General features: G+C 57.1%; 26 protein-coding genes. 20 read left to right on the forward strand and 6 right to left on the reverse strand.

Annotated features, from left to right (window positions below; all coding sequences use genetic code 11):
• Nucleotides 1–138: 138 nt before the first annotated feature.
• The 5 genes from ACO6BQ_RS06780 to rpsR all read left to right on the forward strand — a co-directional run bounded on the left by ACO6BQ_RS06780 (nt 139) and on the right by rpsR (nt 6,636).
• The gene (locus tag ACO6BQ_RS06780) at nt 139–2,121 is read left to right on the forward strand and encodes an Eco57I restriction-modification methylase domain-containing protein (RefSeq protein ID WP_489120140.1); all 1,983 of its coding nucleotides are present in this window, start codon (nt 139–141) and stop codon (nt 2,119–2,121) included.
• A complete protein-coding gene (locus tag ACO6BQ_RS06785) occupies nt 2,121–5,423 on the forward strand; it encodes a DEAD/DEAH box helicase family protein (RefSeq protein WP_489120141.1) in 3,303 nt (1,100 codons plus the stop codon). Before ACO6BQ_RS06780 ends, ACO6BQ_RS06785 begins: the two co-directional genes overlap by 1 nt.
• A 161-nt stretch (nt 5,424–5,584) precedes the next feature.
• Nucleotides 5,585–5,878 (forward strand): 30S ribosomal protein S6, encoded by a 294-nt coding sequence (gene rpsF, locus ACO6BQ_RS06790; RefSeq protein WP_489120142.1) that lies wholly within the window; start codon nt 5,585–5,587, stop codon nt 5,876–5,878.
• A gap of 36 nt (nt 5,879–5,914) precedes the next feature.
• Nucleotides 5,915–6,358: a single-stranded DNA-binding protein gene (locus ACO6BQ_RS06795; protein ID WP_489120143.1), complete on the forward strand. Its 444-nt coding sequence runs from the start codon at nt 5,915–5,917 to the stop codon at nt 6,356–6,358.
• Between the two features lie 44 nt (nt 6,359–6,402).
• Nucleotides 6,403–6,636, forward strand: a complete 234-nt coding sequence (rpsR, locus tag ACO6BQ_RS06800) for a 30S ribosomal protein S18 (RefSeq protein ID WP_006306231.1) — start codon at nt 6,403–6,405, stop codon at nt 6,634–6,636.
• A gap of 69 nt (nt 6,637–6,705) precedes the next feature.
• On the opposite strand, the gene ACO6BQ_RS06805 is transcribed toward rpsR, so the two are convergent.
• The 6 genes from ACO6BQ_RS06805 to ACO6BQ_RS06830 all read right to left on the reverse strand — a co-directional run bounded on the left by ACO6BQ_RS06805 (nt 6,706) and on the right by ACO6BQ_RS06830 (nt 13,395).
• Nucleotides 6,706–7,941 carry a metallophosphoesterase family protein gene (locus ACO6BQ_RS06805; RefSeq protein WP_489120144.1) on the reverse strand — a complete coding sequence of 412 codons (1,236 nt, stop codon included), beginning with the start codon at nt 7,939–7,941 and terminating at the stop codon, nt 6,706–6,708.
• Entirely contained in the window at nt 7,938–8,663 is a 726-nt protein-coding gene (locus tag ACO6BQ_RS06810; protein WP_489120145.1) for a TVP38/TMEM64 family protein, read from the reverse strand. Before ACO6BQ_RS06810 ends, ACO6BQ_RS06805 begins: the two co-directional genes overlap by 4 nt.
• Nucleotides 8,664–8,674: 11 nt before the next feature.
• On the reverse strand, nt 8,675–9,022 hold the full coding sequence (locus ACO6BQ_RS06815; protein WP_489120146.1) for a hypothetical protein: 348 nt from the start codon (nt 9,020–9,022) through the stop codon (nt 8,675–8,677).
• A gap of 27 nt (nt 9,023–9,049) precedes the next feature.
• Nucleotides 9,050–9,901: an N-acetylmuramoyl-L-alanine amidase gene (locus ACO6BQ_RS06820; protein WP_489120147.1), complete on the reverse strand. Its 852-nt coding sequence runs from the start codon at nt 9,899–9,901 to the stop codon at nt 9,050–9,052.
• Nucleotides 9,891–11,603, reverse strand: coding sequence for an ABC transporter ATP-binding protein/permease (locus ACO6BQ_RS06825; protein ID WP_489120148.1), 1,713 nt, complete (start codon nt 11,601–11,603; stop codon nt 9,891–9,893). The genes ACO6BQ_RS06820 and ACO6BQ_RS06825 overlap by 11 nt, the downstream gene beginning before the upstream one ends.
• Before the next feature lie 85 nt (nt 11,604–11,688).
• Nucleotides 11,689–13,395, reverse strand: coding sequence for a DUF4127 family protein (locus ACO6BQ_RS06830; protein ID WP_489120149.1), 1,707 nt, complete (start codon nt 13,393–13,395; stop codon nt 11,689–11,691).
• A gap of 124 nt (nt 13,396–13,519) precedes the next feature.
• Between ACO6BQ_RS06830 and rsmD the strand changes: the two genes are divergently transcribed.
• From rsmD to rnc, 15 genes are all read left to right on the forward strand, one after another.
• Nucleotides 13,520–14,074 carry a 16S rRNA (guanine(966)-N(2))-methyltransferase RsmD gene (gene rsmD, locus ACO6BQ_RS06835; protein WP_489120150.1) on the forward strand — a complete coding sequence of 185 codons (555 nt, stop codon included), beginning with the start codon at nt 13,520–13,522 and terminating at the stop codon, nt 14,072–14,074.
• Nucleotides 14,071–14,565, forward strand: coding sequence for a pantetheine-phosphate adenylyltransferase (gene coaD, locus ACO6BQ_RS06840; protein ID WP_489120151.1), 495 nt, complete (start codon nt 14,071–14,073; stop codon nt 14,563–14,565). Before rsmD ends, coaD begins: the two co-directional genes overlap by 4 nt.
• Nucleotides 14,566–14,601: 36 nt before the next feature.
• Nucleotides 14,602–15,141: an ATP synthase subunit B family protein gene (locus ACO6BQ_RS06845; RefSeq protein ID WP_489120152.1), complete on the forward strand. Its 540-nt coding sequence runs from the start codon at nt 14,602–14,604 to the stop codon at nt 15,139–15,141.
• Nucleotides 15,142–15,196: 55 nt separating this feature from the next.
• A complete protein-coding gene (locus ACO6BQ_RS06850) occupies nt 15,197–15,697 on the forward strand; it encodes a YceD family protein (RefSeq protein WP_489120153.1) in 501 nt (166 codons plus the stop codon).
• Nucleotides 15,698–15,712: 15 nt separating this feature from the next.
• Complete coding sequence (gene rpmF, locus ACO6BQ_RS06855; RefSeq protein ID WP_006306287.1) at nt 15,713–15,892, forward strand: 50S ribosomal protein L32; 180 nt, start codon at nt 15,713–15,715, stop codon at nt 15,890–15,892.
• Between the two features lie 186 nt (nt 15,893–16,078).
• The gene (gene fapR, locus ACO6BQ_RS06860; RefSeq protein WP_489120154.1) at nt 16,079–16,633 is read left to right on the forward strand and encodes a transcription factor FapR; all 555 of its coding nucleotides are present in this window, start codon (nt 16,079–16,081) and stop codon (nt 16,631–16,633) included.
• Between the two features lie 26 nt (nt 16,634–16,659).
• On the forward strand, nt 16,660–17,673 hold the full coding sequence (gene plsX / locus ACO6BQ_RS06865; RefSeq protein ID WP_489120155.1) for a phosphate acyltransferase PlsX: 1,014 nt from the start codon (nt 16,660–16,662) through the stop codon (nt 17,671–17,673).
• Nucleotides 17,666–18,670, forward strand: a complete 1,005-nt coding sequence (locus tag ACO6BQ_RS06870) for a beta-ketoacyl-ACP synthase III (protein ID WP_489120156.1) — start codon at nt 17,666–17,668, stop codon at nt 18,668–18,670. Before plsX ends, ACO6BQ_RS06870 begins: the two co-directional genes overlap by 8 nt.
• Nucleotides 18,670–19,617 carry an enoyl-[acyl-carrier-protein] reductase FabK gene (gene fabK, locus ACO6BQ_RS06875; protein ID WP_489120157.1) on the forward strand — a complete coding sequence of 316 codons (948 nt, stop codon included), beginning with the start codon at nt 18,670–18,672 and terminating at the stop codon, nt 19,615–19,617. Before ACO6BQ_RS06870 ends, fabK begins: the two co-directional genes overlap by 1 nt.
• Before the next feature lie 11 nt (nt 19,618–19,628).
• Entirely contained in the window at nt 19,629–20,564 is a 936-nt protein-coding gene (gene fabD / locus ACO6BQ_RS06880; protein WP_489120158.1) for an ACP S-malonyltransferase, read from the forward strand.
• 37 nt (nt 20,565–20,601) lie between these two features.
• A complete protein-coding gene (fabG, locus tag ACO6BQ_RS06885) occupies nt 20,602–21,345 on the forward strand; it encodes a 3-oxoacyl-[acyl-carrier-protein] reductase (RefSeq protein WP_489120159.1) in 744 nt (247 codons plus the stop codon).
• Nucleotides 21,346–21,380: 35 nt separating this feature from the next.
• On the forward strand, nt 21,381–21,611 hold the full coding sequence (locus tag ACO6BQ_RS06890; RefSeq protein WP_489120160.1) for an acyl carrier protein: 231 nt from the start codon (nt 21,381–21,383) through the stop codon (nt 21,609–21,611).
• 260 nt (nt 21,612–21,871) lie between these two features.
• The gene (locus tag ACO6BQ_RS06895; protein WP_489120161.1) at nt 21,872–22,819 is read left to right on the forward strand and encodes an NAD(P)H-dependent flavin oxidoreductase; all 948 of its coding nucleotides are present in this window, start codon (nt 21,872–21,874) and stop codon (nt 22,817–22,819) included.
• Between the two features lie 31 nt (nt 22,820–22,850).
• On the forward strand, nt 22,851–24,095 hold the full coding sequence (gene fabF / locus ACO6BQ_RS06900) for a beta-ketoacyl-ACP synthase II (RefSeq protein WP_489120162.1): 1,245 nt from the start codon (nt 22,851–22,853) through the stop codon (nt 24,093–24,095).
• Between the two features lie 4 nt (nt 24,096–24,099).
• Nucleotides 24,100–24,816, forward strand: coding sequence for a ribonuclease III (gene rnc, locus ACO6BQ_RS06905; protein ID WP_489120163.1), 717 nt, complete (start codon nt 24,100–24,102; stop codon nt 24,814–24,816).
• The last annotated feature ends 24 nt before the right edge of the window (nt 24,817–24,840 follow it).

Raw genomic sequence — 24,840 nt, forward strand, 5'->3', positions numbered from 1 at the left:
GGACGAAAAAATCTACGCCAATCTGACGGACTTCATTTTATCAGCGATTCCTTAATGCGGCGAATTTCCTCTAGCGATGGAGGCAGTTCATGTGATAAAATAAAAAAGAAATGAAGAAATGCTGAATGGAGGTGTGCCTTGCTCGTAGGGATACAGGATGAAATACTGCAGCTGAATGCGAAGGGCTTGCTTGCGCCGCTGCTGGCGGATAAGACGACAAAGCGAAATATCCTCTGGGCGACCGATGCCTATCGTGCCCTCGGCTATTCCTACGAGCAGACGCAGGAAATCCGACCCGCACTCATCACGGGAGAGCACTCGGATGTGATCAAGACGCGTGCACGCAAGGAGATGGAGCAGCAGAGTGAGCGGACACGCCGCCATGCGGAGGTGTTCACCCCGCTCCATATCTGCCGCAAGATGATCGCGGCGGCAGATGCGGTGTACTTTGGCGGGCATGACCCCTTTATGCCGGAGGGAGTGCCGTCGGAGCGCGTCAGCTTTCCTCGGCGGAAGAAATGGCAGCACTATGTGGATGCGCGGCGGCTTGAGATTACCTGCGGCGAGGCGCCGTATCTCGTGCACCGCTACGATCTCGCGACGATGGAGAGCGTCCCCCTCGCCGAGCGGCAGGGCATCCTTGACCGCAAGCTGCGCGTGGTGACGGAGAATGCTGTTGATGAAACGGCATGGATGAAGTGGGCTCTGCGTGCCTATCAGGCGACGTACGGCTATGAGTTCCAGGGGGATAACCTGCTGATTGCGCGTGTGAATCTCCTCATGACGTTCGAGGAATATCTGCGTGCACGATGGCGGCGCAAGCCGACGGAGCGCGAATACCGTGCGATTGTGCGGACGATTGTCTGGAATCTCTGGCAGATGGACGGGATTCGTGGGACGATTCCCCGCGTGTCGGCAGAGCATGAGCCGATGGAACTGCCACTCTTTGAGCTGCCTACGGAGGTCGAGGAGTTCAGTCTCTTTCCTGCACACAGAGAGGAAGCACCGCCCGTCCGCATCTATGACTGGCGACGGCAGAGCGGATTGGAGTATCGTAGGGTGAACACGGGGGGACGAACGATGAAATTTGATTTTGTGATTGGGAATCCGCCGTATAACGATGATTTCAATAATTGGGGCAATAATGCCAATTTTGCAAAGCCTGTTTACAATTTGTTCATCGACGAAGCGCGAAAAGTATCCGACAAAGTCACGCTGATTCACCCTGCGCGTTTTTTGTTCAATGCGGGCAGTACACCGAAGGATTGGAATAAAAAGATGCTCAGAGATGAACATTTTAAGGTGCTCTTTTACGAACCAAACAGCGCAAAGGTATTCCCCGAGACAGATATCAAAGGCGGAGTTGCCATCACATACTATGATGCAGGAAAAATATTCGAGCCGATAGGGACGTTTACGGCATTTGAAGAACTGAACAGCATCTTGAAAAAAGTTGAGCCGAGGATTGAACAGTCGCTCGGGACAATTATCTCTGGACGTGGTGTATATAGGTTATCTGCAAAAGCATTGGACGAACACCCGGAGATAGAGGATATTCAATCCAAAGGGCACAAATTCGATGTTGGAACAGGAGCGTTTCAAAAACTGGAAGGAATTGTGTTTTTTAAGGAAAAACCTCTTGACAATCATGAATATGTGCGTTTCTTAGGATTGATGAAAGGCAAGCGTGTCTGGTATTGGGCACGAAAGGATTTTCAAGACCCGCCGGATAGTTTTTATACCTTTAAGGTGTTTATCCCCGAAGCAAACGGTTCTGGAGCGTTAGGTGAGGTGCTAAGTACGCCCCTCATAGGGGCTCCCCTCATAGGGGCTACGGAAACCTTCTTAAGCATTGGTGCATTTGCGACAGAAGGAGAAGCAGCGAATTGCCTGAAATATGTTAAGAGTAAATTTGCGCGTGCTATGCTTGGTGTGTTGAAAATTACGCAGCATAACACACGTGAGAAATGGGCTTATGTTCCCCTTCAAGATTTCTCCTCCTCCTCGGATATTGACTGGTCGCAGTCTGTTGCGGAGATTGACCGACAACTCTATGCGAAGTACGGACTCTCGGCGGAGGAGATTGCCTTTATCGAGTCCCATGTAAAGGAGATGACGTGATGGCGGTGGAGATTCAGTCCTTTACGCGGATTGTCCCGATGATCTATGCCTACAATACGCCGGGCATCTCCTATCATGAGGGGTGGACGAAGGTCGGCTATACGGAGCGGCAGACGGTCGAGCAGCGCATCGCACAGCAGACGCATACGGCGCATATCCACTGGGAACTCGCGTGGGCGGATAATGCAATGTATAAGGACAGCTCGGGCGAATATTTCACCGACCACGATTTTCATGCCTATTTAGAAGCACTGCGAGTGGAGCGCGAGCCGCGCACGGAGTGGTTTCATGCGGACGGTATGACGCTGCTCGGACATTTTCATCGTTTTGCGAGCCGCAAAACACTGCAGGCGGCGGAAAAACATACATACGAGCTGCGCCGCGAGCAGGAGGACGCCGTGCAGATGACGGCGGACTACTTCAAGAATGGCGGGACGGAGTTCCTCTGGAATGCGAAGCCGCGTTTTGGCAAAACGCTAACCTCGTACGATCTCATTCGCAGGATGGGCTTTACGAAGGTGCTGATCGTGACGAACCGTCCGAGCATTGCGAACTCGTGGGCGGAGGATTTTCACCGCTTCATTGCGTGGCGCGGTGAGCTCGCCTTTGTCTCGGATACCGAGGCTCTGCGCTCTCGTGCAGGGGTTCTCAGCCGCGAGGCATATACGTCGCTGCCGAATGTAGAGGAGATTGGCATGGTGGCGTTCGAGTCTCTGCAGGGGCTCAAGGGATCGGTGTATTTTGGCGGGGAGCTTGACAAGCTGCGCTGGATGAGTGAGCTGCCCTTTGATCTTCTTATCGTGGACGAGGCGCAGGAGGGCGTGGATACGATGCGCACGGAGCGTGCGTTTCGTCAGATTCATCGTGCGCATACGCTCTATCTCTCAGGGACTCCGTTCAAGGCTCTTGCGAGTGCGCAGTTTACGGCGGATCAGATCTACAACTGGTCGTATGCGGACGAGCAGGAGGCAAAGGCGCACTGGACGGGGGACGGGTACAATCCATACGAGCCGCTGCCGCAGCTCTTGATGTTCACGTATCAACTCTCGCCGATGATTGCGGAGGAGCTGCGGCGGGGGATGGAGCTCGATGATGAGAGCGTGGACTACGCATTTGATCTGAACGAGTTCTTTGCCACAAATGAGGGTGGGCGATTCGTCCACGAGGCGGAGATTCGGAAGTTTCTTCATGCGCTCCGTACAAATGAAAAATATCCGTTCTCGACGGAGGAACTGCGGAGGGAGCTGCCGCATACGCTCTGGTTGCTGAACCGCGTTGCGAGTGCAAAGGCTCTGGCGCGGCTGCTGCGGGAAGATCCCGTGTTTCGGGACTATGAGGTCGTGCTCGCGGCGGGGGACGGTGCGCTCGATGATGTGCGTGCGAATGATGCGGCGTATGACCGTGTGCGCGAGACAATCTGTAAACACGCACGGACGATTACGCTGAGTGTGGGGCAGCTGACGGTGGGTGTGACGATCCCGGAGTGGTGCGGCGTGCTGATGCTGTGCAATCTGCAGAGTCCATCCTCCTATATGCAGGCGGCATTTCGTGCGCAGAATCCGTGTACGCTGACGGTCAACGGACAGCGGATGCGTAAGGAGCGGGCGTATGTCTTTGACTTCGACCCCGCACGAACGCTTATCATTTTTGACGAGTTCGCAAACAATCTCTCGCCCGAGACTGCCGACGGGCGCGGAACGGGGGCGGCGCGTGAGACGAATATCCGCCGACTGCTGAACTTCTTCCCCGTGCTTGGCGAGGATGATGCGGGGCGCATGGTGCAGCTGGATGCGGCGCAGGTGCTGACGATTCCGCGCCGGCTCAAGAGTATGGAGGTGGTGCGGCGCGGTTTCCTGTCGAATTTCCTGTTTCAGAACATCGGGAATGTCTTCGGTGCGCCTGCGATTGTGCGTGAGATCATGGAGAAGCTGACGCCGGCGCAGGAGGAGACGCGCAAAAACAATGCGCCGCCGCTCGATGATCTCTCGTCCGTTGCGGTGGATGAGAACGGTGATGCGGCGATCTCCAATGAGATTGTGATCGGGCAGACGTGGGATATTTTTGGTGCGAAGCACTATGCTGAGATCGAGGAGCATATCGCGCCGCACATTGACCGCATCTCGGTGAGCGATGGGGCTGCGGCGGTGCAGGCGTCGATGGAGCGGCTTGCGGCATCGGTGAAGGAGAAGGTGCGGACGGAGATCGTCGCGCCTGTGGCGGATGCCTATGCGGTCAAGGCAGGTGTGCGGAAGCGTCTCTTGGAGCAGACGGAGCGTGAGCTTGATCGGCGGCTTGAGGAGCTGCGCGGGGACTATGTGCAGGAGGAGAATGTGGCGCGGGCGGAGCTCATGCGTCAGCGTTCCACTGCCGAGACGCAGGCGGAGGTGCAGGCGGCGGAGGAGAGTTTTGATGCACGCATTGCCGAGGCACTGGACGCGCTCAAGGCATCGGCGGCGGTCGTGGTCAAGGAGACGATCGAGAACAAGCCCGCCGAACTCGTGGAGCGCATGGAGCGTGTGAAGGCAGAGGAGAAGAAGCGCACGGTGGAGGATGAGGTGCGTGCGCGGCTGCGCGGATTCTCACGGACGATCCCGAGCTTTATCATGGCATATGGCGATGAGAACATGACGCTTGCGAATCTCGACGACTATACGGATGATGATGTGTTTGAGGAGGTCACGGGCATCAGCGAGGCGGATTTTCGCTTTCTGCGTGATGGCGGGACGTATCGTAATCCCGAGACGGGGGCAGAGGAGCAGTTTGCGGGGCATATCTTTGATGAGGTGGTCTTTAACGATTCCATCGCAGAGTTCTTGAAGAAGAAGCGGGAGTTGGCGGACTACTTCGACGAGGGGCATACCGAGGATATCTTCGACTATATTCCGCCGCAGAAGACGAATCAGATCTTTACGCCGCGCCGCGTCGTGCGGCAGATGGTGGATGCGCTCGAGCGGGAGAATCCCGGCTGCTATGATGATCCGACGCACACGTTTGCAGACCTCTATATGAAGTCGGGGCTTTACATCACGGAGATCGTGAAGCGGCTCTATCACTCGGACAAAATAAAAGCAGAATACCCGAATGACGCGGAGCGTATTCGGCATATTCTGCAGCATCAGGTCTATGGGATGGCACCGACGCGTATCATCTACCTCATCGCGACGAACTATATTCTGGGCTTCGATGCGGCGATGCGTGCGGAGACGCGCAACTTTGTGCAGGCGGATGCGGCACAGGCGGCGAAGGAGGGACGGCTGACGGAACTGGTGGAGGAGTACTTTGGCAGTCAACGGGTTTTTTGACGGAATGATGAAACTGCGCATGAAAAACGCTTGCGTGCGTGTCTCAAACGTGTTATACTAACCCCTGTCGCGTGAGCGTGTGCTTCTTTCGTGTGCGCTCGCATAGGATTAACTCTGCCGCTTCGCGAGGGGCGGCCATAGACCGAAGAGGAGGTGATTTCGTGAGATTGTACGAAGTCATATTTATTGTGAAGCCGATGGAGGAAGAAGCGACAAACGCCGTCATCGAGAAGTTCACAAAGCTCATTCAGGCAAACGGCGGTAAGATTGAGAAAGAGGATCGCTGGGGCAAGAAGCGCCTCGCCTATGAGATCAAGGACACAACCGAAGGATACTATGTTCTGCTGTACGTCAATGCAGAGCCCGCCTGCGTCGCTGAGTGCGACCGCGTGATGAAGATCACGGACGAGCTGCTCAAGCACATGATCGTCCGTGCGGACGGCGTCGAGGAATAATCGACTGACGGGAATCCATGCAGGAGAGAGAAACCGATGAACAGAGTCATATTGATCGGTCGCCTTGCGCGCGACCCTGAGATTCGCTACACACAGAGCGGAAAGGCATTCTGCCGCTTCACGATCGCGGTGGATCGCCGCTTTTCGCGGGCTGCGCAGCAGGAAGGTCAGCAGACGGCGGACTTCATTCCCGTCACCTGCTGGGAAAAACTGGCTGAGATCTGCGGAAACAATTTGACGAAGGGCCGCCGCGTCGGCGTTGAGGGGCGCATTCAGGTACGCAGCTACGACGGCAATGACGGACAGCGTAAGTATGCGACGGATGTCGTGGCGGACAATGTCGAGTTCCTCGATTCCAAGAATGCCGGTGGCTCCTCGGGCGGCTATGACGCGCCGATGGGACACAGTGCCGCACCCGCTGCGGGCGGCGCACCGGATATGATGGGTCCCGTGATTCCTGACGACGACATTCCATTCTGAGCAAGTGATGCTCAGTACATCCCGTAATAAGGAGGGACAGCGAAATGATGAAACGAGATCGAGGCCGCAAGCCTCGTCGTAAGGTCTGCTCGTTCTGCGTGGACAAGGTGGATCATATCGACTACAAGGATGCCGCAAAGCTGCGCCGTTTCACGACGGAGCGCGGCAAGATCCTGCCGCGTCGTATTTCCGGCAACTGCGCGAAGCATCAGCGTCAGGTGACGCTTGCAATCAAGCGCGCGCGCAATATTGCGCTTCTTCCGTTCACAGCGGAGTAAGGGAGACCGAAAAATCACTGCTTGATGCAGCGATTCTCCAAGCGTCGCACCTCACAGGTGCGGCGTTTTTTATTTGTACAGTTCGACCGTATCGAGCACCGCCCCGTCCACGGTTTCGCAGCTGATGTGGAGATGCTGTGCATCTGCCTCCATGTAGAGGTAGTTGGATGGTGTGGGGTTCGGCCCTGCGATGAGGTCGTATCTTTCGGGGCGAACGTCAAAGTACTGATTTCCCGCAGGGCCTGCGAGGAGGTAGAGTGTGCCGCTCTTGTCCGTCTGTCGCGCACGTAGCTGTCGGCGGCGGTAGGCGTGGACATGTCCCGAAATGACGAGGTCGATGCCAAGCTCGTCGAATACATCCAGAAAGACCTGTCCGACATCGCTGATGCCGTCATTCGTATTCTGCTCGGGCTGATAGTCGCCGTACGCTAGGATATCCTTGTGCATGAGGACAATTTTCCACGGGGCTGTGCTTGATGCAGCGTCATGTCGGAGCCAGTCCATCTGTTCCGCTTTCAGAGCATCTCCGCGCTCCTCGGCTTCGAGGAACTGTGTATCAAGCACAATGCAGTGGACGCTCCCGAGGTCGAAGGAGTAGTAATGTCCGCGAAAATCACGGCTGCCGTTGTCGGGAAGTGCGAAGGTTTTCAGATAGCGCACGGGCGGTACCGCTGTCCACTGCAGCCCGTAGCATTCGTGGTTGCCGAGAACGGGCACATGGGGATGACGTGCAAGCGCTGTCCCTGTCTCCATCGCTTCGAAGAAGCTGTGCCAGTGCCATGCGGATTCGCCGTTGTCTGTGAGGTCGCCGACGATGGCGGCACAGTCGGCGTGCGGATGTCGCTCCCATGCCGTTTGATACGTTGTGCGCCAGACATCGTAGCTCTCGCCGCACTGACTGTCCGAAAAGAGCAGAGCGGATACACGATCCTTTTCGTAAAGCGGCAGGAGCGGAATCCAATCCGTTGCACCCGATGCGTGTGTAACGCGGTAGGCGTTGCCCTCAGAAATGGGAATCTCGACGTGATAGGTGAACTGTACCTCGCCGTCCATCGCGAGGTAGGTATAGGCGGGGATAAAACGCTCCACCTGTCCGTGCAGGCTGCGCAGTTCGACGCAGGTCTTGCCCAGCAGCTGCGGGCTGTCCCACTGGATCATGCGCGTCTTTGCAGGATGCGCCGTCACTGTCTGGCGCAGATGACGGATGCCGACAGCGGCAGAGGCGGAGCGGGATGAAAAGAGACCGCCAAAGCCCATTGTGAGAATGGTCTTGGCGGCGGACTGCAAAAAGGTGCGACGTGTCATTCTTTTTTCTCCATTTCCTGTGCGACAGTTTCCGTCCGCATCAGGTGCTTTTCGTAGCGAATGGCGGCATAGATGAGGATGCCGGCGGCAATGATGACGACTATGAGACGCGTATTGTCCTCCTGCTGCATGATGATGTCATGCCCGATGATCGCCTCGATGCCCGTCGATGGGAATTTACCGACGAGTGACGCGAGCACATAGTCGCGGAAGCGGATGGAGGAGAGTGCGCCGACGGCATTCATGACGGCGGAGGGAAGGTAGGGCACCATGCGCCCAATCAGCATGATGATAAAGCCCTTGCTGCCGCTATATTGGTCGATCTTTGCGAGGAAGGGGCTTTTGGCAATCGCCTTTTCCGCCGCCTCGCGGAAGTAGAAGCGCATGAGGATGAATGCAATCGTCACGCCGACGGTCTCTGCAATGCAGGAGAGAACGATGCCGGGGACGATGCCGAAGAGAATGACGTTCGCCGTTGAGAAAATGACGGCAGGGGGGAAGCCGAGCGCATTCGTAAAGAGTGTGAGAAGGAAGGCAAAGACGATCGCCCACTCACCGAATGAACGGATGTATTCCACTGTTCGCGGGATGTCGCCGCTCGCGAGCAGCGTAAAGAGCTCAGGCAGGAAGTCCGGTGCGAGGAGGTGGATGATGACGAAGAGCAGAACGATTGCAAGCGCGGCACCGACCTTCAAAACGCCCATACCCATTTGCTGTTTCACGTAGATTCCTCCTAGGTAGTGAGAACCAGAGCGAGTGCGCCAAGTATGAGCGCAAAGCTGAAGCCCTGCATGGCGTTTGCAATGCTCTTTCCATAGGTTCGGGAGTAATGTGCGACAATCTTTCGCAGCTCGAAGATCAGGAAGGAAAGGCAGAAGAAGATGAGCGGGAGATCGCCCTCCGTCCAGCCGTAAGCAAAGATCAGCGCGGAGAGGACGATGCCCGTCTGCTCGCCGCGTGAGAAGATGCGCTCGGGTCCCTTTGCGTGTTCCCGTGCGTCAATCTGCGCACGGGTCAGCGGAATGCCCATCTCATCGACTTTCTCCTGATCGCGGTCGAACCAGCGGTAATGAAATCCCATCGTTCTTCACCTCCATGAAATTCTCGGCTATGTTGCAATGCGTCGCTGCGCGGGGCGCGGGTTCGGCTTTGGTAGATCGGGGCGCTTGTTTGGCTTGATGTTCGGCTTCTCCGGTGTCGGATGTACGGGCGGGTTCGGCGTGCTCGGTGTCGGATGTGAGGGGCGCGTCATACCGTTCCTGCGCTGCGTTTCCTCCATCTGTGCGCGGATGCGTGCACGCTGTGCCTCCTGCTCCTCGCGCTCACGCTGTGCGATGCGCAGACGCTCCGCTTGCAGCTCCTCGGATGCGTAGTAGAGACGTGCCTGTTGGACAATATCGGGCATCTGGGCATAGAGATAGCGGCCGGGGCAGGCGGTTGCGTTGAGGTCGCGATGTCCCTTGACCGTTCCCTGCCACCGTGGGTCGAGCTGATAGATCGTGCAGAGCGAGGCAATGAGGTGAGCCGCCGCTACCTTCTGTGCGTCGGTTGGAGCACCGATCTCAAAATTACCGGCGAGGTTGATGCCGACGGTGTGGTTGTTCTCGCCGTAAACATGTGCGCCGACCGTACCGAGCGGACGCCCCTCCTCGATCGTGCCGTCCTTGCGGATGAGAAAGTGATAGCCGATGCCTGCCCACCCTTGATTCAAATGCCATTCATGTACGGTTTCTGCCGCGACATCGTCATTATTTGGCATGCCGATGTGATGAACAACGATACAGTCCGTCATATAGCGATTTTCAAGCGATCTGAACTTCAAATGCGTCGGGCGAATGCTGACGCCCGGCAGTACGGACGGTATGTACCATGATGCCTCCGCTGCGGAGGGGAAGAGGGGGAAGACGGCGGCACCGATGCCGATGAGTGCCAGTTGGCGCAAAAAATCTCTACGATTCATGGGGGATCTCCTGATAGGTATACGTTTGATCTGATAGGCGGAGCTCCGTGTCATGAAGGGCAAAAAGAGTCGAGCGATGCCCGACGCTGATGATGCTTGCGTTGGGGAGTTCCTGATATAAGAGTTGATAAAGAGTGTGTTCGCGTGCCTCATCGAGGGCAGATGTCGCCTCGTCGAGGAAGATCCAGTCGGGGCGGATCAGCAGGATGCGGGCAAAGGCGAGCCGTTGCTGTTCGCCGAGCGAGAGGATGCGGCTCCAGTCGTCCACATCGTCGAGACGTGCGGCGAAATGATCCATTCCGACCAGTTTTAGGATGCGTGCAATCTCCTCATCGGATGCCGCCGCTGTGCGCGGATAGGAGAGTGCGCGGCGCAGCGAACCGAGGACAAGATAGGGACGTTGGGGGAGGAAGAGCCGCCTCATCCCGTGCGGCAGGTCGATTGTACCGCTGCCGTACGGCCAGATGCCCGCGAGTGCGCGGAGCAGTGTGCTCTTGCCCGCACCCGATGCGCCTGTCACAAGGACGTGACTGCCGCGTGCAAAGTGCAGTGTGCAACCTGTGAGGAGCGGTGCGCCGTCGGGTAGATGGATGGAGAGCTCTTGCAGCGCGAGTGTGTCGCTCGTTCCCTCGCTTCGTACGATATCGCTTGTAACGCGTGCGGACTCATCTATATGCTCCGTAAAGCCCGCAAGTCGTTGAATCACGGCGGCAAGCTCGGCGATGGAGCCGTAGGACTCGACAAAGAAGGAGAGCGCATCCTGCACGCGCCCGAATGCCGAGATCGTCTGCATAAGCCCGCCGAGTGCCATTTCGCCGACGTAGTAGCGCGGTGCTGCCATGATGAGCGGGAAGATGATCGCGAGCTGACCGTAGCCGTTGACGTAGAAGTTCAGTAGCTTCGTGCGCCGCATGAGCCCCCAGTAGTTCTTGATGACGTTTGCAAAACGCTCCTTGAACCCGACCCCCTCCGCCATCTCACCGCGATAGAATGCGATGCTCTCGCTGTTTTCGCGCACGCGCATCATACTGAAACGGAAGTCCGCTTCATAGCGCTGCTGGTCGAAGTTCAGGCGGATGAGCTTCTTTCCGACGACGTGGACGAAGTATGTGCCAAGCCCAGAGTAGAGGAGGGACAGCCAGAACATATAGCCGTAGATGGTGAACTCTGTGCCGCCGACGGGGACGGTGATCGCGCCCGAGAGATTCCAGAGCACGACGGCGAAGGCTCCGAGTGTCGTCAGCTGTTTGAGGATGCCGACGAGGAGCGTCAGTGTCAGGCTGACGAACTGGTTGATGTCCTCGCTGATGCGCTGGTCGGGGTTGTCTGTGTCGCTGCGCAGGACTTGCAGACGGTAGTAGACCTGCCCCTGCATCCAGCGTGCAAGGTATTGCTCCGTCATCCATGTGCGCCAGTGGATCGTCAGCATCTGACGAAGATAGACAGCGTAGACGGCAATGACAATGTAGATGAACGCGAGTCCCGTGAACTCACCGATGAGCGGCCAGAACGATGCCCAGTCGTATGCCTGCAGCGCGTCGTAGAAGACGCGGTACCAGTCGTTGATCCGCACGAGCAGATAGACCATGATCAGGTTGAGCGCGATGACCGAGGTGAGCAATCCGCGTGCTTTCCACTTTTCGGGCGAACTCCAATATCCTTTGAACAGCTGCCAGAAGCCGCGCAGGAGAGGCAATTTCAAAACACATCCTCCTTCATGAAAGAACGGCTTCTATTATAGTATTTTTTCACATCGTCTGCAAGGCGTATGGTAGGGATAAAAGAATTTAATGATAGTTTTTATCAATTTCGACTGTTGGCTGTGCATCGAGACGAATCTCGAACGTGCGCGGCCACGGATAGTATGCCGTGATATTGCTGCGCATAGCGCGTAGACGCAGATTGCTTTGCACAAACGGGGCGCGATATGCGGCAGTGTTCTCATAGCTCCGTATGCGGCGGTTCAGATCGTTTGCAAGCAGATCATTTGCCCAGCGCCAGTTGCGCGTGAGGTCGAGGTCGGCCGTATTCCGATAGCCCGCATTGCGGAGCGTATCGTTGATGCGGTCGATTGTTTCCTTCAGATAAAATTCGTCCTCTGCGATGCGTCCCGTGAGAAACGCGAGATTTGCATAGGCGGCACGCGCGCGCTCCTCTGTGTTTTCGGCTCTCTGCATAGCACAGTGATAGAGGACAGCCTGCGCGAGTGCCGTACCGATCGCGTTGCTCGCCGTATTCCATCCCGCATATGCCGCGAGTGCATTTACAGGTACGTTCTTTTCCACCAGAATCGGGAGCAGCGTCTCTTCCGCGTGAAAGTGACGCGAGAGATCGACGAGCGCAATCCTTGTCCCTGCTGCCAGCATATCCTTGACGGCGGCTGCGGTGGGGGCTCGCGTACCGAGCGTATCCGCACCGCTGTCTCCCGCCGAGATGAGGAGGGTCAGGTCGCTGCTCGTGTCGTCCTCTGCGAGAGCTGCGCCGAGCATTGCAATCTTCTCCCGTGCCGTCACATCGTTTGAGACTGCCATGAATGGGAAAATCATATCTGCCATATCTGCCCGCGCATAGCGTAGAGCAACGTGCGGCGCAGCACCGCCGCGTGTGCGCAGTTCATCGACCGAGAGCCGTGCAAGCATGGAGAGTGCAATCTCGTCCGCACCGTGCACGATCATCGCCCGCTCTTGGGGGATGTTTTTTTGTTGTAGCAGAGCGACGAGCTCCCCTTTTTTCAGATTGCCGACGGAGTATTCCTCGCCGTCGTCCTGCCCGAGGATGAGACGCGTGAGCACCCCCTCCTCCGTGAGCTCGATGAGCATGGAGGCAAGAGCCGTGCTCTCGTCGAAGTGTGCAAGATATTTTTCCAGATCGTCGGGTGGGAACTCTCCGCGCAGCCGCTCCATCTCGTTCTCATCGACGGGCAGCCCTTCGCCCGCACGACCGAGGAGACGAGCATAGGTGAGCAGAGCACGCCGCTCACGCCAACCCTCGATCCCGTCCTGTGGAATCGCACGCGGCAGGATGTAGAAGGCGTGCAGAGGTACGGTGGGGTGCGCCGTGTGCAGCGTGCGTAGATATGCCGCGAGTGCGTCAATGTCGGCATGAGAGATGTGAGCCTCGCGTGCCGCGAGGAGCCCCCCCGAGAGCAGCTGATCGACCGAGAGAATCACAGCATCCGCGCCGCCCGCATTCTCTGCGAGCCATTGCCGCATCTCCGTCGTCTCGCCCGCTTTTGAATAGTAGTCCATATACTCCGTCGGCGGTGTTACAATCGTGCGTCCGATGATCTTCCCGCCGTTTACGACAAACTCTCGACACGGCGGACGCGAGTCGAGCGGTATCAGGAGAATCGGACGCTTCTCCGCATCATGCTCCATTTCCAGCGCAGTGGGCAGTGTGCGCCACTCACCGACAGGTGTCGGATGGAATACGAAGTGAAAGAGCAGGAGGGCAGACAATAGGAAAAGAATGGTTGCAAGACAAGTTTTTTTCATGGGTGTACTCCGTTTCGTGTTCTTCGCATTATAACACAGTTTTCCACAGCGACGCATGGTTGAAATGCGAATGCGAATTGTGGTAAAATAGGAAAGCCTATGGTAGAATAGTGGGAGGAATGCGATGCGGATCATTACGGGCAGTGCACGCGGTGTGCGTCTGAAATCCCCTGCGGGGGACGGGACGCGTCCGACGGCTGACCGCACACGCGAGGCTCTCTTTAGTATGCTGGGTGCGCGGGTGTATGATGCGCAGGTGCTCGATCTCTTCGCGGGGACGGGGGCATTTGCACTTGAGGCTCTTTCGCGCGGGGCGGCTCATGCGGTGCTCGTGGATCGTGCAACGCACGGGATTCTCACGGAGAATGCCCAGCGGACGAAGCTGACGGCGTGCGCGGAGATTCGGCGCGGTGATGTCTATGGGCAGGTTGCCGCACTCGCCGATGAGGGGCGCACGTTTGACCTCATCTTTGCCGATCCGCCCTATGCGTGCGGTGATAATGCCCGTGTGCTCGCTGCGGTGGATGCGGCGGCTCTGCTCTCCTCGGACGGTCTTTTTGTTCTTGAACAGGGGGCGAAAGAGACGGTCATGGAGCATAGCGGCAGGCTTTCTCTCGTGCGTGAGCGCCGCTATGGTGCGGCACGCGTATGCTTTTATGCGGAGGAGGTGCAGGGATGAGACGCGCGGTATTTGCCGGCAGCTTTGACCCTGTGACGACGGGGCATATCGATATTGTGGAGCGTGCGGCGGCGATGTTCGACGAGCTCATTGTGTGCATCTTTCACAATGTCCAGAAGGAGGGCTGTTTCCCTCTCGATGACCGTGTCCAATTTCTGCGGGAGGCGGTTGCTCATGTGCCGAACGCACGCGTGGATGTTTTCTCGGGGCTTCTGACCGACTATATGATGCAGCAGAATGCGCGTGTTGTTCTGCGCGGGCTGCGCTCGGTGAAGGATTTTGAGTATGAGGAGAATCACGCGGCGATGGTTCGTCATCTCATGCCCGAGAGTGATACGATATTTTTGCTGACGCGTCCCGATCTGACCTTTGTCAGTTCCTCGGGGGTGCGTGAACTGATCCGCTTCCGCGCTCCGGTGCAGGGAATTGTTCCGCCGGCGGTGGAGCGGGCGATCTTGAAGCTGTATGACAAAAAGCCCCCTCGGGGATAAGACCATCGAGGATGCACAGGAAAAGGAGATAGATTTATGGCAGTAATTGATACGCTGAAAAAGCTGGAAGATCTCGTTGCGGACGCATCGCACCTCCCTTTCAGCGACAAGGCTCTGGTGAATGATGATGAGATTGTGCATCTCGTGGAGGAGCTGCGCATGGATCTTCCGAAGGAGTTGAACCGCGCGGCAGAGATCATGCAGGAGCAGGACAATATTATCAACCGTGCGCGCGAGGAGGCGAAGGAGATTGTCGACTCGGCGCAGTCCCGTGCGAATCAGATGTTGGAGGACAGCGAGATTGTGATCCAGGCGAAGGAGCGTGCACGCGCGATTATGCAGCAGTCGCAGGATCAGGCGCGTGAGATCATGGAGCAGGCACAGGCGGGGGCAGCGCGTCTGCAGAGCGATGCGGATGCCTATGCAAATCAGGTGTTTGAGCAGCTGATCGCCCACGTCGGCAGTACGTTCAAGGGTGTCCAGCAGGCGGAAATGGGGCTGAATCAGGCGATGAATGTCCTGCGTACGGCGAAGGCGCAGATGAACGCACCGCAGGAGGATGCTCCGAATCTCTGAAAACGCTCCTTGACAATGCCGAAAACCGCCGCTATAATGTGAAAGGTCATGCGTCATGATGAAGTTGGATGTCGTAGAGACGGCATTTCCCCTTGGTGAGAGCCGCGCGTTCTCGTTTACGGCTGCGCCGGAATCTCTTGACATGGGGGAGGATGTCCAGCATTTCCGCGGAGAGATCCGCGTCGACGGCACGGTGATGAACACGGGTTCTTCGTTTCGTGTCGTGGGAACGGTTACGGCATGTCGATGCTTTGTCTGTGACCGCTGCCTCTCTGCGGGGGAGCGGACGATGACGCTTGATTTTACTGAGGACTATACGAAGACTCCGGGAGAAACGGATGAGGCTGTGCCCTATGATGGCGAATCCATTGTTTTGGATGACCTCGTGCGTGACACCCTCCTTGTGGCTGAGCCGCTGCGTGAGCTGTGTAAGTCTGACTGCAAGGGACTCTGTCCGGTCTGCGGACAGAATCTGAATGAGGGGACGTGCGACTGCGATGCATTCGTACCCGATCCCCGACTGGCGGCTTTAGAAAGCCTACTCCAAAACGATTAAGGAGGTGTATCCAAAGTGGCAGTACCAAAGAGAAAGACCTCGAAAGCGCGTCGCGACCGTCGCCGCGCAAACTGGAAGCTCGAGGCACCGCACTATGTATCGTGCCCGCAGTGTCATGAGCCGAAGCTCCCGCATCACGTGTGCATGGAGTGCGGTTACTATGACGGAAAGCCTGTGGCCGAGGCGGCTGAATGAGAACCATTGGAACTGTTGCAGGAAGTCGATCGACTTTTTGCAGCAGTTCTTTTATTTTTTATTCATTTCCTCTTGCAATTCTTTTTAGCACCTAGTATAATGCGTTTATGTTGATAGTAGCAGGTACTAAAACGATACATTCATGATTGCCGGAGGCATCCGTGAATGTGGGGGAGGTGTGGCGCGATGACGGAAAAAAAGAGACGACGACAGGAGACGCTGGTGATGGCAGTGCGGAAAGAGCCGTTTCTGACGGACGAGGCACTTGCGAAGAAACTTGCCGTGAGTGTGCAGACGGTACGCCTTGACCGCACCGAGCTCGGCATCCCCGAGCTGCGCGCTCGCGTGCGCACGCTTGCGGAGAATGCACGCGAGAAGGTACGCGCCATTCCGCATACCGAGGTGATCGGCGACCTTCTCTCTCTTGAGCTTGGGGTTCGGGGGACATCGGCACTCAGGGTCACGGACGATCTCATCTTTGCGGACTCGGAGATCGCGCGCGGCACGGCACTCTTCTCACAGGCAAATTCGCTCGCACTTGCAATCATCGATGCGCCTGTCGCGATGACGGGGGTTGCGAATGTGAAGTATAAGACTCCGATCAAGAAGGGGGATACGGTCATCGCCCACGCAGAGATTGTAAAGAAGAGAGGAAACAAGATCTTTGTGTGGGTCAAGACTTATCGTGCGGATCAAGAAGTTTTTCGTGCAAAATTTATTGTGGTATCTTTACAGCAGTAATAAAAGTTGGGGGAAGGGAGTGCAGGATGCGTATAGCGGTCGATGCGATGGGCGGTGATTTTGCGCCGAAGGAGATTGTGCAGGGCGCGGTGGACGCGGCGAAGAAGTACGACTGCGAGATTGTGCTGATCGGCGATGAGCAGCAGATTCGCGCGGAGCTTTGCGGTGTGGATCTCGAGGCTCTGCGCATCTCCATTGTTCATGCCTCCGAGGTCATCGGTATGAACGAGCATCCCGCAGAGGCGGTACGCTCGAAGAAGGATTCCTCCGTTGTTGTTGCGACGCGCCTTGTTAAGGAAGGTGCCTGCGATGCGGTGTTTTCGGCGGGCTCGACGGGGGCGGCGGTGGCGGCAGCGCAGCTGATTCTCCACCGCATTCGCGGCGTCGGGCGTCCCTCGATTGCGACCCCGATGCCGACACCGGACGGTGTGACGCTCATGCTTGACTCGGGCGCGAATGTGGACTCAAAACCCGAGCATCTCGTACAGAGTGCCGTCATGGGCTCACTTTACGCACAGCATGTCTTTGGGATTGAGCACCCACGCGTCGGTCTCCTCAACATCGGTGAGGAGGAGACGAAGGGGAACGAACAGGCGAAGGAGACCTACCCGCTGCTCAAGGCGGAACGCAATATCAATTTTTGCGGCAACGCCGAGGGACGCGATGTGCCGAAGGGCAACTTTGATGTCGTCATTTGTGATGGATTTGTCGGGAATGTTGTGCTAAAATTTGCAGAGGGGCTTGCGAAAACGATTCTGGGGCTCATCCGTGAGGAGATTCGCGGCGCAGGGCTGATGGCGAAACTCGGTGCCCTGCTCCTCATGCCGACGCTGCGCCGTCTCGGCAAACGGCTGGATGTTCGCGAGTACGGCGGTGCACCGCTCCTTGGTGTGAATGGCTGCTGCGTGATCGGGCACGGCTCATCGGATGCCAAATCCGTTGCGAGCGCGATTGGCGTGACCGTGGACTATGTGAATGGAAAAGTGCTGGATCAGATCCGTGATGCTCTGGCGAAGGAGGGGGAGATGCGTCGTGCCTAAGATCAGTGCAGGCATCCTCGGAACGGGCTACAGCGTTCCGGAGCGAGTGCTGACGAATTTTGACCTGGAGAAGATGGTTCAGACGAATGACGCGTGGATTGTTGAGCGCACGGGCATTCATGAACGGCGCATTGCCGCAGAGGGCGAGCCGGTCTCTCTGTTCGCGCAGCGTGCGGCGGAGATGGCACTCACAGATGCAGGGGTGGATGCCGCAGACCTCGATCTGATCATCATGGCAACGCTCACATCCGACCGCATCATCCCGTCGACGGCATGTGTCCTGCAGGATCGTCTCGGGGCAAAACGTGCGGCGGCGTTCGATCTCTCGGCAGCGTGTTCCGGCTTTGTCTACGCTGCATCGATTGCGACGCAGTTCATCGAGAGCGGTATTTACCGTCATGTCCTTGTGATCGGCGGCGAGGTGCTCTCCAAGGTGGTGGACTGGCAGGATCGCAACACCTGCGTTCTCTTTGGGGACGGCGCGGGTGCAGCTGTGTTCGGACCGGTCGAGGAGGGGTACGGCATCCGTTCCTTTGATCTCGGCAGCGACGGTTCGGGCGGCGATGCGCTCGATATCCCGTCGAGCGGCAGCCTTTGCCCTGTGACCCCCGAGACGATTGCGCAGCGTCTCAACTTCGTTCATATGGACGGCAAGGCGGTTTTTCGCTTTGCGACCAAGGTTATGGGACGAACGGTGGAGACTTCCCTCGAGCGCGCGGGAATGGAGCGCGCAGAGCTGGACTACCTCGTTCCGCATCAGGCGAATATCCGCATTATCCAGGCGGCGGCCAAGCGACTTGACATGCCGATGGACAAAGTTATTATAAATATTCATCGTTACGGCAATATGTCTGCCGCATCCATCCCTGTCGCCCTCGCGGAGGCGGCGCACGCGCAGCAGTTCAAAAAGGGAGACAACATCGCCCTCGCAGGTTTCGGCGCGGGACTTACATGGGCATCGTGTATTATGAAGTGGGCGAAGGAGGAAAACGGTTAATGTTTGAAAACAATCCGATTTGTCGGATGCTTGGCATCAAGTATCCAATCTTCCAAGGTGGTATGGCATGGATTGGCACTGCCGAGCTTGCCTCCGCCGTCTCCAATGCGGGAGGGCTTGGACTGATCGGTGCCGGTCATATGCCGCCAGATGCACTCCGCAATGAGATTCATAAGGTCAAGGGCTGGACGGACAAGCCATTCGGTGTGAATGTCATGCTCATGAGCCCGTTTGTCAAGGAAGTCATGCAGGTTGTGCTCGAGGAGCGCGTTCCCGTCATCACGACGGGGGCAGGAAACCCCGGTGAGTATGTGCCGGCACTCAAGGAGATCGGCTCAAAGGTCATCCCAGTGGTGGCATCGGTCGCACTCGCACGCCGTCTTGTGCGTACGGGCGTGGATGCCGTGATCGCAGAGGGGACGGAGTCCGGCGGTCACATCGGCGAGATTACGACGATGGCACTCCTGCCGCAGGTGGTGGATGCGGTGGATGTGCCCGTCATCGGTGCGGGCGGCATTGGCGATTCGCGCGGCATGGCGGCAGCGTTCGCACTGGGCGCACAGGCGATCCAGATGGGCTCACGCTTTGTTCTGAGCGAGGAGTGCATCGCGCACCCGAACTACAAGAACGCCGTGCTCAAGGCAAAGGATCGCTCGACGGTCGTCACAGGGCGTTCGCTCGGACATCCCGCACGCGTGCTCCAGAACAAGCTCTCGCGCAAGTACGAGGAGATGGAGGCTGCGGGTGCCTCGAACGAGGAGCTCGAACAGCTCGGTGTCGGCAGTCTGCACCGTGCAACGCATGAGGGTGATGTCGACAACGGTTCGGTCATGATCGGTGAGATTTCCGGTATGCTCGCAGATGTCAAGCCGGTGGCACAGATCATTGAGGATATTGTGAGCGGTCTGCCGGGTGTATTCGATGCGGCACGCAAGACCTGTGAGTGAGGGGGATCACGATGGGAAAACTTGCATTTCTGTTCCCTGGTCAGGGAGCGCAGGTTGTCGGGATGGGGAAGGATTTTTTCGATACCTATGACCTTGCAAAGAAGCGTTTTGCGGAGGCGGATGAGGCTCTGGGCTACTCCATCAGCAAGCTCTGCTTCGAGGGACCTGCCGATCAGTTGCAGCTGACCGAGCATACGCAGCCCGCGATCCTCGCGGTGGCGGTCATCGCCGCAGAGCTCCTGCGTGCGGAGGGCATCGAGCCCGAGATTGCAGCGGGGCACAGCCTCGGTGAGTATGCGGCACTCGTTGCAGCGGGCGTGCTGTCGTTTCAGGATGCTGTCCTGCTCGTTCACAAGCGCGGTGCCTATATGCAGGAAGCCGTCCCCGTGGGTGAGGGGGCAATGGCGGCGGTCATCGGTCTCGATGATGAGACGATCGTCTCTGTGTGTGCCGAAGCAAGCTCTGTGGGGGCTGTTCAGGCGGTCAACTTCAACTGCCCCGGACAGACGGTCATCGCGGGCACGGCAAAGGGCGTGGGGCACGCGGTGACGCTGCTGCAGGAAAAGGGCGCGAAGAAGGCGGTCATTCTGCCGGTTTCCGCACCGTTCCACTCGACGCTGATGGAGCCTGCCGCAAAGAAGCTCGCGGCAGAGCTGGACAAGGTGGAGCTGCACGATGCTGCGTTCCCCGTGGTCTCGAACTTTACGGGCGGACTTCAGCAGACCGCAGCAGAGATCAAGGCGAATCTCGTCGCACAGGCGGATCATCCCGTGCGCTGGATTGCGTGTGTGAACACCATGCGCGACTTCGGTGCGGACACTTACGTCGAATGTGGTCCCGGCAAGATACTCGCGGGTTTCAACAAGCGTATTGACAAGGCTCTGAAGAGTCTCAACGTCGAGAACGTGGAATCCCTGCAAAAAACACTTGACACACTAAAGAAGTAATGATTAAATGAATTCGGTTGAAATGAAGGAGGATAACATGCTTCTTGAGGGCAAAGTTGCTCTTGTTACGGGCGGTTCCCGTGGCATTGGGCGTGCAATTGCTATCCGCCTTGCACAGGAGGGGGCGAAGGTCGCCGTCAACTATGCGGGTAATCAGGCTGCCGCAGAGGAAGTCAAATCCCTCATTGAGGATCAGGGCGGCACGGCGATGCTCGTTCAGGCAGATGTCTCGGACAGCGCTGCTGCCGCTGAGATGGTCACGCGCGTACACGGAGCGCTTGGCGGACTGGACATTCTCGTCAACAATGCGGGAATCACGCGTGATACGCTGCTTGTCCGCATGAAGGACGAGGATTTTGATGCGGTGATCGGCACGAACCTCAAGGGCATTTATGCCTGCACGAAAGCTGCGGCAAAGTTTATGACAAAGCAGCGCAGCGGACGCATTGTGAATCTCTCCTCCGTCGTCGGTGAGATCGGCAACGTGGGACAGACGAACTACGCGGCTGCAAAGGCGGGGGTAATCGGCTTTACGAAGGCGGCTGCGAAGGAATTTGCATCGCGCGGGATTACGGTCAACGTCGTTGCGCCCGGCTTCATTGACACCGATATGACGGCTGTCCTGAAGGACAGCATTCGTGAGAAGATTGTCGAGGGTATCCCGCTCGGAGCACTCGGCAAACCGGAGAATGTTGCTGATGCTGTTCTCTTCCTTGTGAGTGATGCGGCATCGTACATTACTGGCCAGACGCTGAATGTTGATGGCGGAATGGTTATGTAGCATACAATCAATTCATATAAAGGAGGTGAAAACGCATGGCAACGTTTGACAAGGTTCGCGACATCGTCGTGGAACAGCTTGGCTCGGAGGCTGATGAAGTCACCCTTGAGTCCACCTTCATTGACGATCTTGGCGCAGATTCGCTCGATATCGTTGAGCTCATCATGGCTTTCGAGGAGGAATTCAATGTAGAAATCCCCGACGAGGCTGCTGAAAAGATTAAGACGGTTCAGGATGTCGTCAACTACATCGATCAGAGCAAGTAAATCACGGCGGTATTTTGCCGTAATCGTGCACAAAACCGGTCTTTTAGGGAAATCCCGTGACAGCTCAGGCGCACGGGATTTTTCTCAAAAGGCACTATAACTTTGCATACAATCAGGGCTGCTGTGCCCTGCTGTCATACAGATACGCCTCAATGGGCAGGGAAACTCCTGCCCATGAGGGATAAATCTCTTGTGGAGAGCACTGTGTTTGAGGAACACGCGCCTGCTGTGAGGCACACTCTCCCGATTGGAGGGCTTATATGAGACTACCCGAGGTGAGGATTGGCAACAAAGTTGCCACCTTCCCCATCATTCAGGGCGGTATGGCGATCCGCATTACAACGGCGCGGCTTGCGGCCGCTGCTGCCAATGAGGGCGGAATCGGACTCATCGCGGCCTCCGGCATGAAGCCGCAGGAACTGCGTTATGAGATTCGGCTCGCACGCTCTCTTTCTCCCAATGGGATCATCGGCATCAACGAGATGGTCGCGGCGAGTGACTTCTCCGATGCCGTTAAAATTGCGATTGACGAGGGCATTGACCTCGTGGTCGCTGGTGCGGGATTTTCCCGCGATATGTTCCAGCTTGGCAAGGAGTCCGGCACACCGATTGTGCCGATTGTCTCCACGGCGAAGCTGGCAAAGATTTCCGAAAAACTCGGCGCGGCGGCTGTTGTTGTCGAGGGCAAGGAGGCGGGCGGACATCTGGGGACAGATCAGTCCGTACGCAGCATCATCTCTGACGTTCGTGCGGCGGTGAAGATTCCGGTCTTCGCAGCCGGCGGGATACTGACGGGACAGGATATTGCAGACCTTCATAAGATGGGCGCTGACGGCGTACAGCTCGGTTCGCGCTTTGCGGCGTGCGTTGAGTCCAACGCTGCGCCGTCGCTCAAACAGTACTATCTGAAATCGAAGAAGGATGATATCGTTATCATTCACAGCCCTGTAGGGCTTCCGGGACGCGCTGTACGCACGCCGTTTTCCGCGCGAATCATCGAAGGACCTGTACCGCCGAAGGTGTGTGACCGCTGCCTCAAGCAGTGCGACCATCACTTCTGCATTATCCGTGCCCTCTCGCGCGCCCAGCAGGGGGATCTCGAGACGGGGCTCGTCTTTACGGGCGAGTTTATGCCGCGCATCGATCGTATTTTGAGTGTTCATGAGATATTTGAGGAGCTGAAACAGCAGCTTGAGGCAGCGAACTAGGGTGAGAGCTCTAGGAAAGGAGTCGGTTGGTTTGAAGAAAAGAATTGTCGTCACAGGGGTTGGCCCGATCACACCGATCGGCATTGGCAAGGATGCGTTCTGGGAGGCTCTGCTCGCGGGCAAGAACGGTATTGAACGGATCACCCGCTTTGACGCAACGAACTACGCTGCACAGATTGCGGGTGAGGTCAAGGACTTCGATGTGGACGGCTACATTGACAAAAAAGAGGCAAAGCGCATGGATCGCTATGCCCAGTTTGCCGTTGTGTCGGCAGGCATGGCGATTGCGGATGCGGGTCTTGACCTTGACAGCGAGGATCGTGACCGTATCGGTGCGTATGTCGGTGCGGGCATCGGCGGTATTGAGACGATGCACAGCACCTATGAGCGCCTTTTTGACAAGGGGCCCGAGCGTGTCAGCCCCTTCTTTATCCCGATGATGATTGCCAACATGGCGGCGGGGCAGGTCGCGATCAACTACGGTCTGCACGGTCCCGTGTCCTGCGTTGTGACGGCGTGTGCGACGGGCGCGAACTGCATCGGCGATGCGTTCCGTGTCATGCAGCGCGGCGATGCGGATATCATGATTGCGGGCGGCACGGAGGCAAGTATCTCCGAGGCGGCGAGCGCAGGATTTGCGGCGATGAAGGCTCTCTGCACGGATCACAACGATGATCCCGCACATGCGTCGCGCCCGTTTGACAAGAACCGTTCGGGTTTCGTCATGGGCGAGGGAGCAGGGCTTGTCGTGCTTGAGACACTTGAGCACGCAGAGGCACGCGGCGCACACATCTATGCCGAACTCGTCGGCTACGGCTCCAACTCCGACGGCTATCACATTACGAGCCCCGCGCCGCATGGCGAATATCAGGCGAAGTGCATGAAGTACGCTCTCGACGATGCGGGACTCAGCCCGGAGGATATCGACTATATCAATGCACATGGCACCTCCACGCATATGAACGATCTCTGTGAGACCGAGGCGATCAAGACGGTCTGGGGGGCGGCCGCAAAGGATGTGGCTGTTTCATCGATTAAGTCCATGACGGGACATCTCCTTGGTGCAGCGGGCAGCGTCGAGCTGATTGCTGCCGCCATGGCCGTCGAAAACGATATGCTCCCTCCGACGATCAACTATGATACGCCGGATGAGGGGCTGGATCTCGACTATGTGCCGAATCAGTCTCGTGCCAAGACCGTGCGTGCGGCGATCTCGAACTCTTTTGGATTCGGTGGGCACAATGCCTGTCTCGTCGTCAAGAAGTATCAGAAGTAAAATAATGACATATGAAATGACAGAGGAAAGACGCGCAGAACTTGTGCGTCTTTCTGGACAAATAGGTGTTTCTTTTCATGACCTCTCTCTTTTGGATGAGGCTCTGACGCATCCTTCATATACAAACGAAAAGAAGGATGCCATAACGCATAACGAACGTCTGGAATTTCTGGGCGATGCCGTGCTGGAGCTTGCCTCCAGCACCTATTTGTATGCGCGCTTTCCGGACTGTACTGAGGGAGAACTCACAAAGATGCGTGCGAGTCTCGTCCAGAGTGAGACGCTGGCGCGGCTTGCGCGACAGCTTGATCTCGGCAGCTATTTGCGGCTCGGACGAGGGGAACTGCTCGGCGGTGGTGCAGACCGACAGAACAATCTTGAGAATGCGTTCGAGGCGGTCATCGGTGCGGTCTATCTGGATCGTGGTTGGGAGACGGCGCAGGACTACGTTGCGCGTCAGCTTGCTTCTGAGGCAACGCTTGTTCGACGCAGTCATGTATCGCATGACTATAAGACCGCATTGCAGGAGCAAATCCAGCAGAAGCGTCACGCGAGCATTGCCTACGAACTGATCGGCGAGACCGGACCCGATCATGACAAACGCTTTACCACGCGTGTCGTCATTGCGGGACAGGCGATGGGAGAGGGGACAGGCCGTAGCAAGAAAGAGGCGGAGCAACAGGCGGCAGCGGCGGCACTTCATCGGATCAAGCATGGCTGAATTTATCAGTGCTTCCTTAAAACC

The organism is Centipeda sp. (in: firmicutes), from assembly GCF_057271695.1.

What these genes read in the sequence shown, in the direction of transcription:
- fabK (WP_489120157.1), top strand. Translation starts at nt 18,670, where the DNA reads ATGTTTGAAAACAATCCGATTTGTCGGATGCTTGGCATCAAGTATCCA.
- fabG (WP_489120159.1), top strand. Translation starts at nt 20,602, where the DNA reads ATGCTTCTTGAGGGCAAAGTTGCTCTTGTTACGGGCGGTTCCCGTGGC.
- ACO6BQ_RS06850 (WP_489120153.1), top strand. Translation starts at nt 15,197, where the DNA reads ATGATGAAGTTGGATGTCGTAGAGACGGCATTTCCCCTTGGTGAGAGC.
- ACO6BQ_RS06805 (WP_489120144.1), bottom strand. Translation starts at nt 7,941, where the DNA reads ATGACACGTCGCACCTTTTTGCAGTCCGCCGCCAAGACCATTCTCACA.
- ACO6BQ_RS06795 (WP_489120143.1), top strand. Translation starts at nt 5,915, where the DNA reads ATGAACAGAGTCATATTGATCGGTCGCCTTGCGCGCGACCCTGAGATT.
- ACO6BQ_RS06895 (WP_489120161.1), top strand. Translation starts at nt 21,872, where the DNA reads ATGAGACTACCCGAGGTGAGGATTGGCAACAAAGTTGCCACCTTCCCC.
- ACO6BQ_RS06820 (WP_489120147.1), bottom strand. Translation starts at nt 9,901, where the DNA reads ATGAATCGTAGAGATTTTTTGCGCCAACTGGCACTCATCGGCATCGGT.
- ACO6BQ_RS06785 (WP_489120141.1), top strand. Translation starts at nt 2,121, where the DNA reads ATGGCGGTGGAGATTCAGTCCTTTACGCGGATTGTCCCGATGATCTAT.
- fabD (WP_489120158.1), top strand. Translation starts at nt 19,629, where the DNA reads ATGGGAAAACTTGCATTTCTGTTCCCTGGTCAGGGAGCGCAGGTTGTC.
- ACO6BQ_RS06815 (WP_489120146.1), bottom strand. Translation starts at nt 9,022, where the DNA reads ATGGGATTTCATTACCGCTGGTTCGACCGCGATCAGGAGAAAGTCGAT.
- plsX (WP_489120155.1), top strand. Translation starts at nt 16,660, where the DNA reads ATGCGTATAGCGGTCGATGCGATGGGCGGTGATTTTGCGCCGAAGGAG.
- rnc (WP_489120163.1), top strand. Translation starts at nt 24,100, where the DNA reads ATGACATATGAAATGACAGAGGAAAGACGCGCAGAACTTGTGCGTCTT.
- ACO6BQ_RS06830 (WP_489120149.1), bottom strand. Translation starts at nt 13,395, where the DNA reads ATGAAAAAAACTTGTCTTGCAACCATTCTTTTCCTATTGTCTGCCCTC.
- rsmD (WP_489120150.1), top strand. Translation starts at nt 13,520, where the DNA reads ATGCGGATCATTACGGGCAGTGCACGCGGTGTGCGTCTGAAATCCCCT.
- ACO6BQ_RS06890 (WP_489120160.1), top strand. Translation starts at nt 21,381, where the DNA reads ATGGCAACGTTTGACAAGGTTCGCGACATCGTCGTGGAACAGCTTGGC.
- rpsR (WP_006306231.1), top strand. Translation starts at nt 6,403, where the DNA reads ATGATGAAACGAGATCGAGGCCGCAAGCCTCGTCGTAAGGTCTGCTCG.
- coaD (WP_489120151.1), top strand. Translation starts at nt 14,071, where the DNA reads ATGAGACGCGCGGTATTTGCCGGCAGCTTTGACCCTGTGACGACGGGG.
- fapR (WP_489120154.1), top strand. Translation starts at nt 16,079, where the DNA reads ATGACGGAAAAAAAGAGACGACGACAGGAGACGCTGGTGATGGCAGTG.
- ACO6BQ_RS06845 (WP_489120152.1), top strand. Translation starts at nt 14,602, where the DNA reads ATGGCAGTAATTGATACGCTGAAAAAGCTGGAAGATCTCGTTGCGGAC.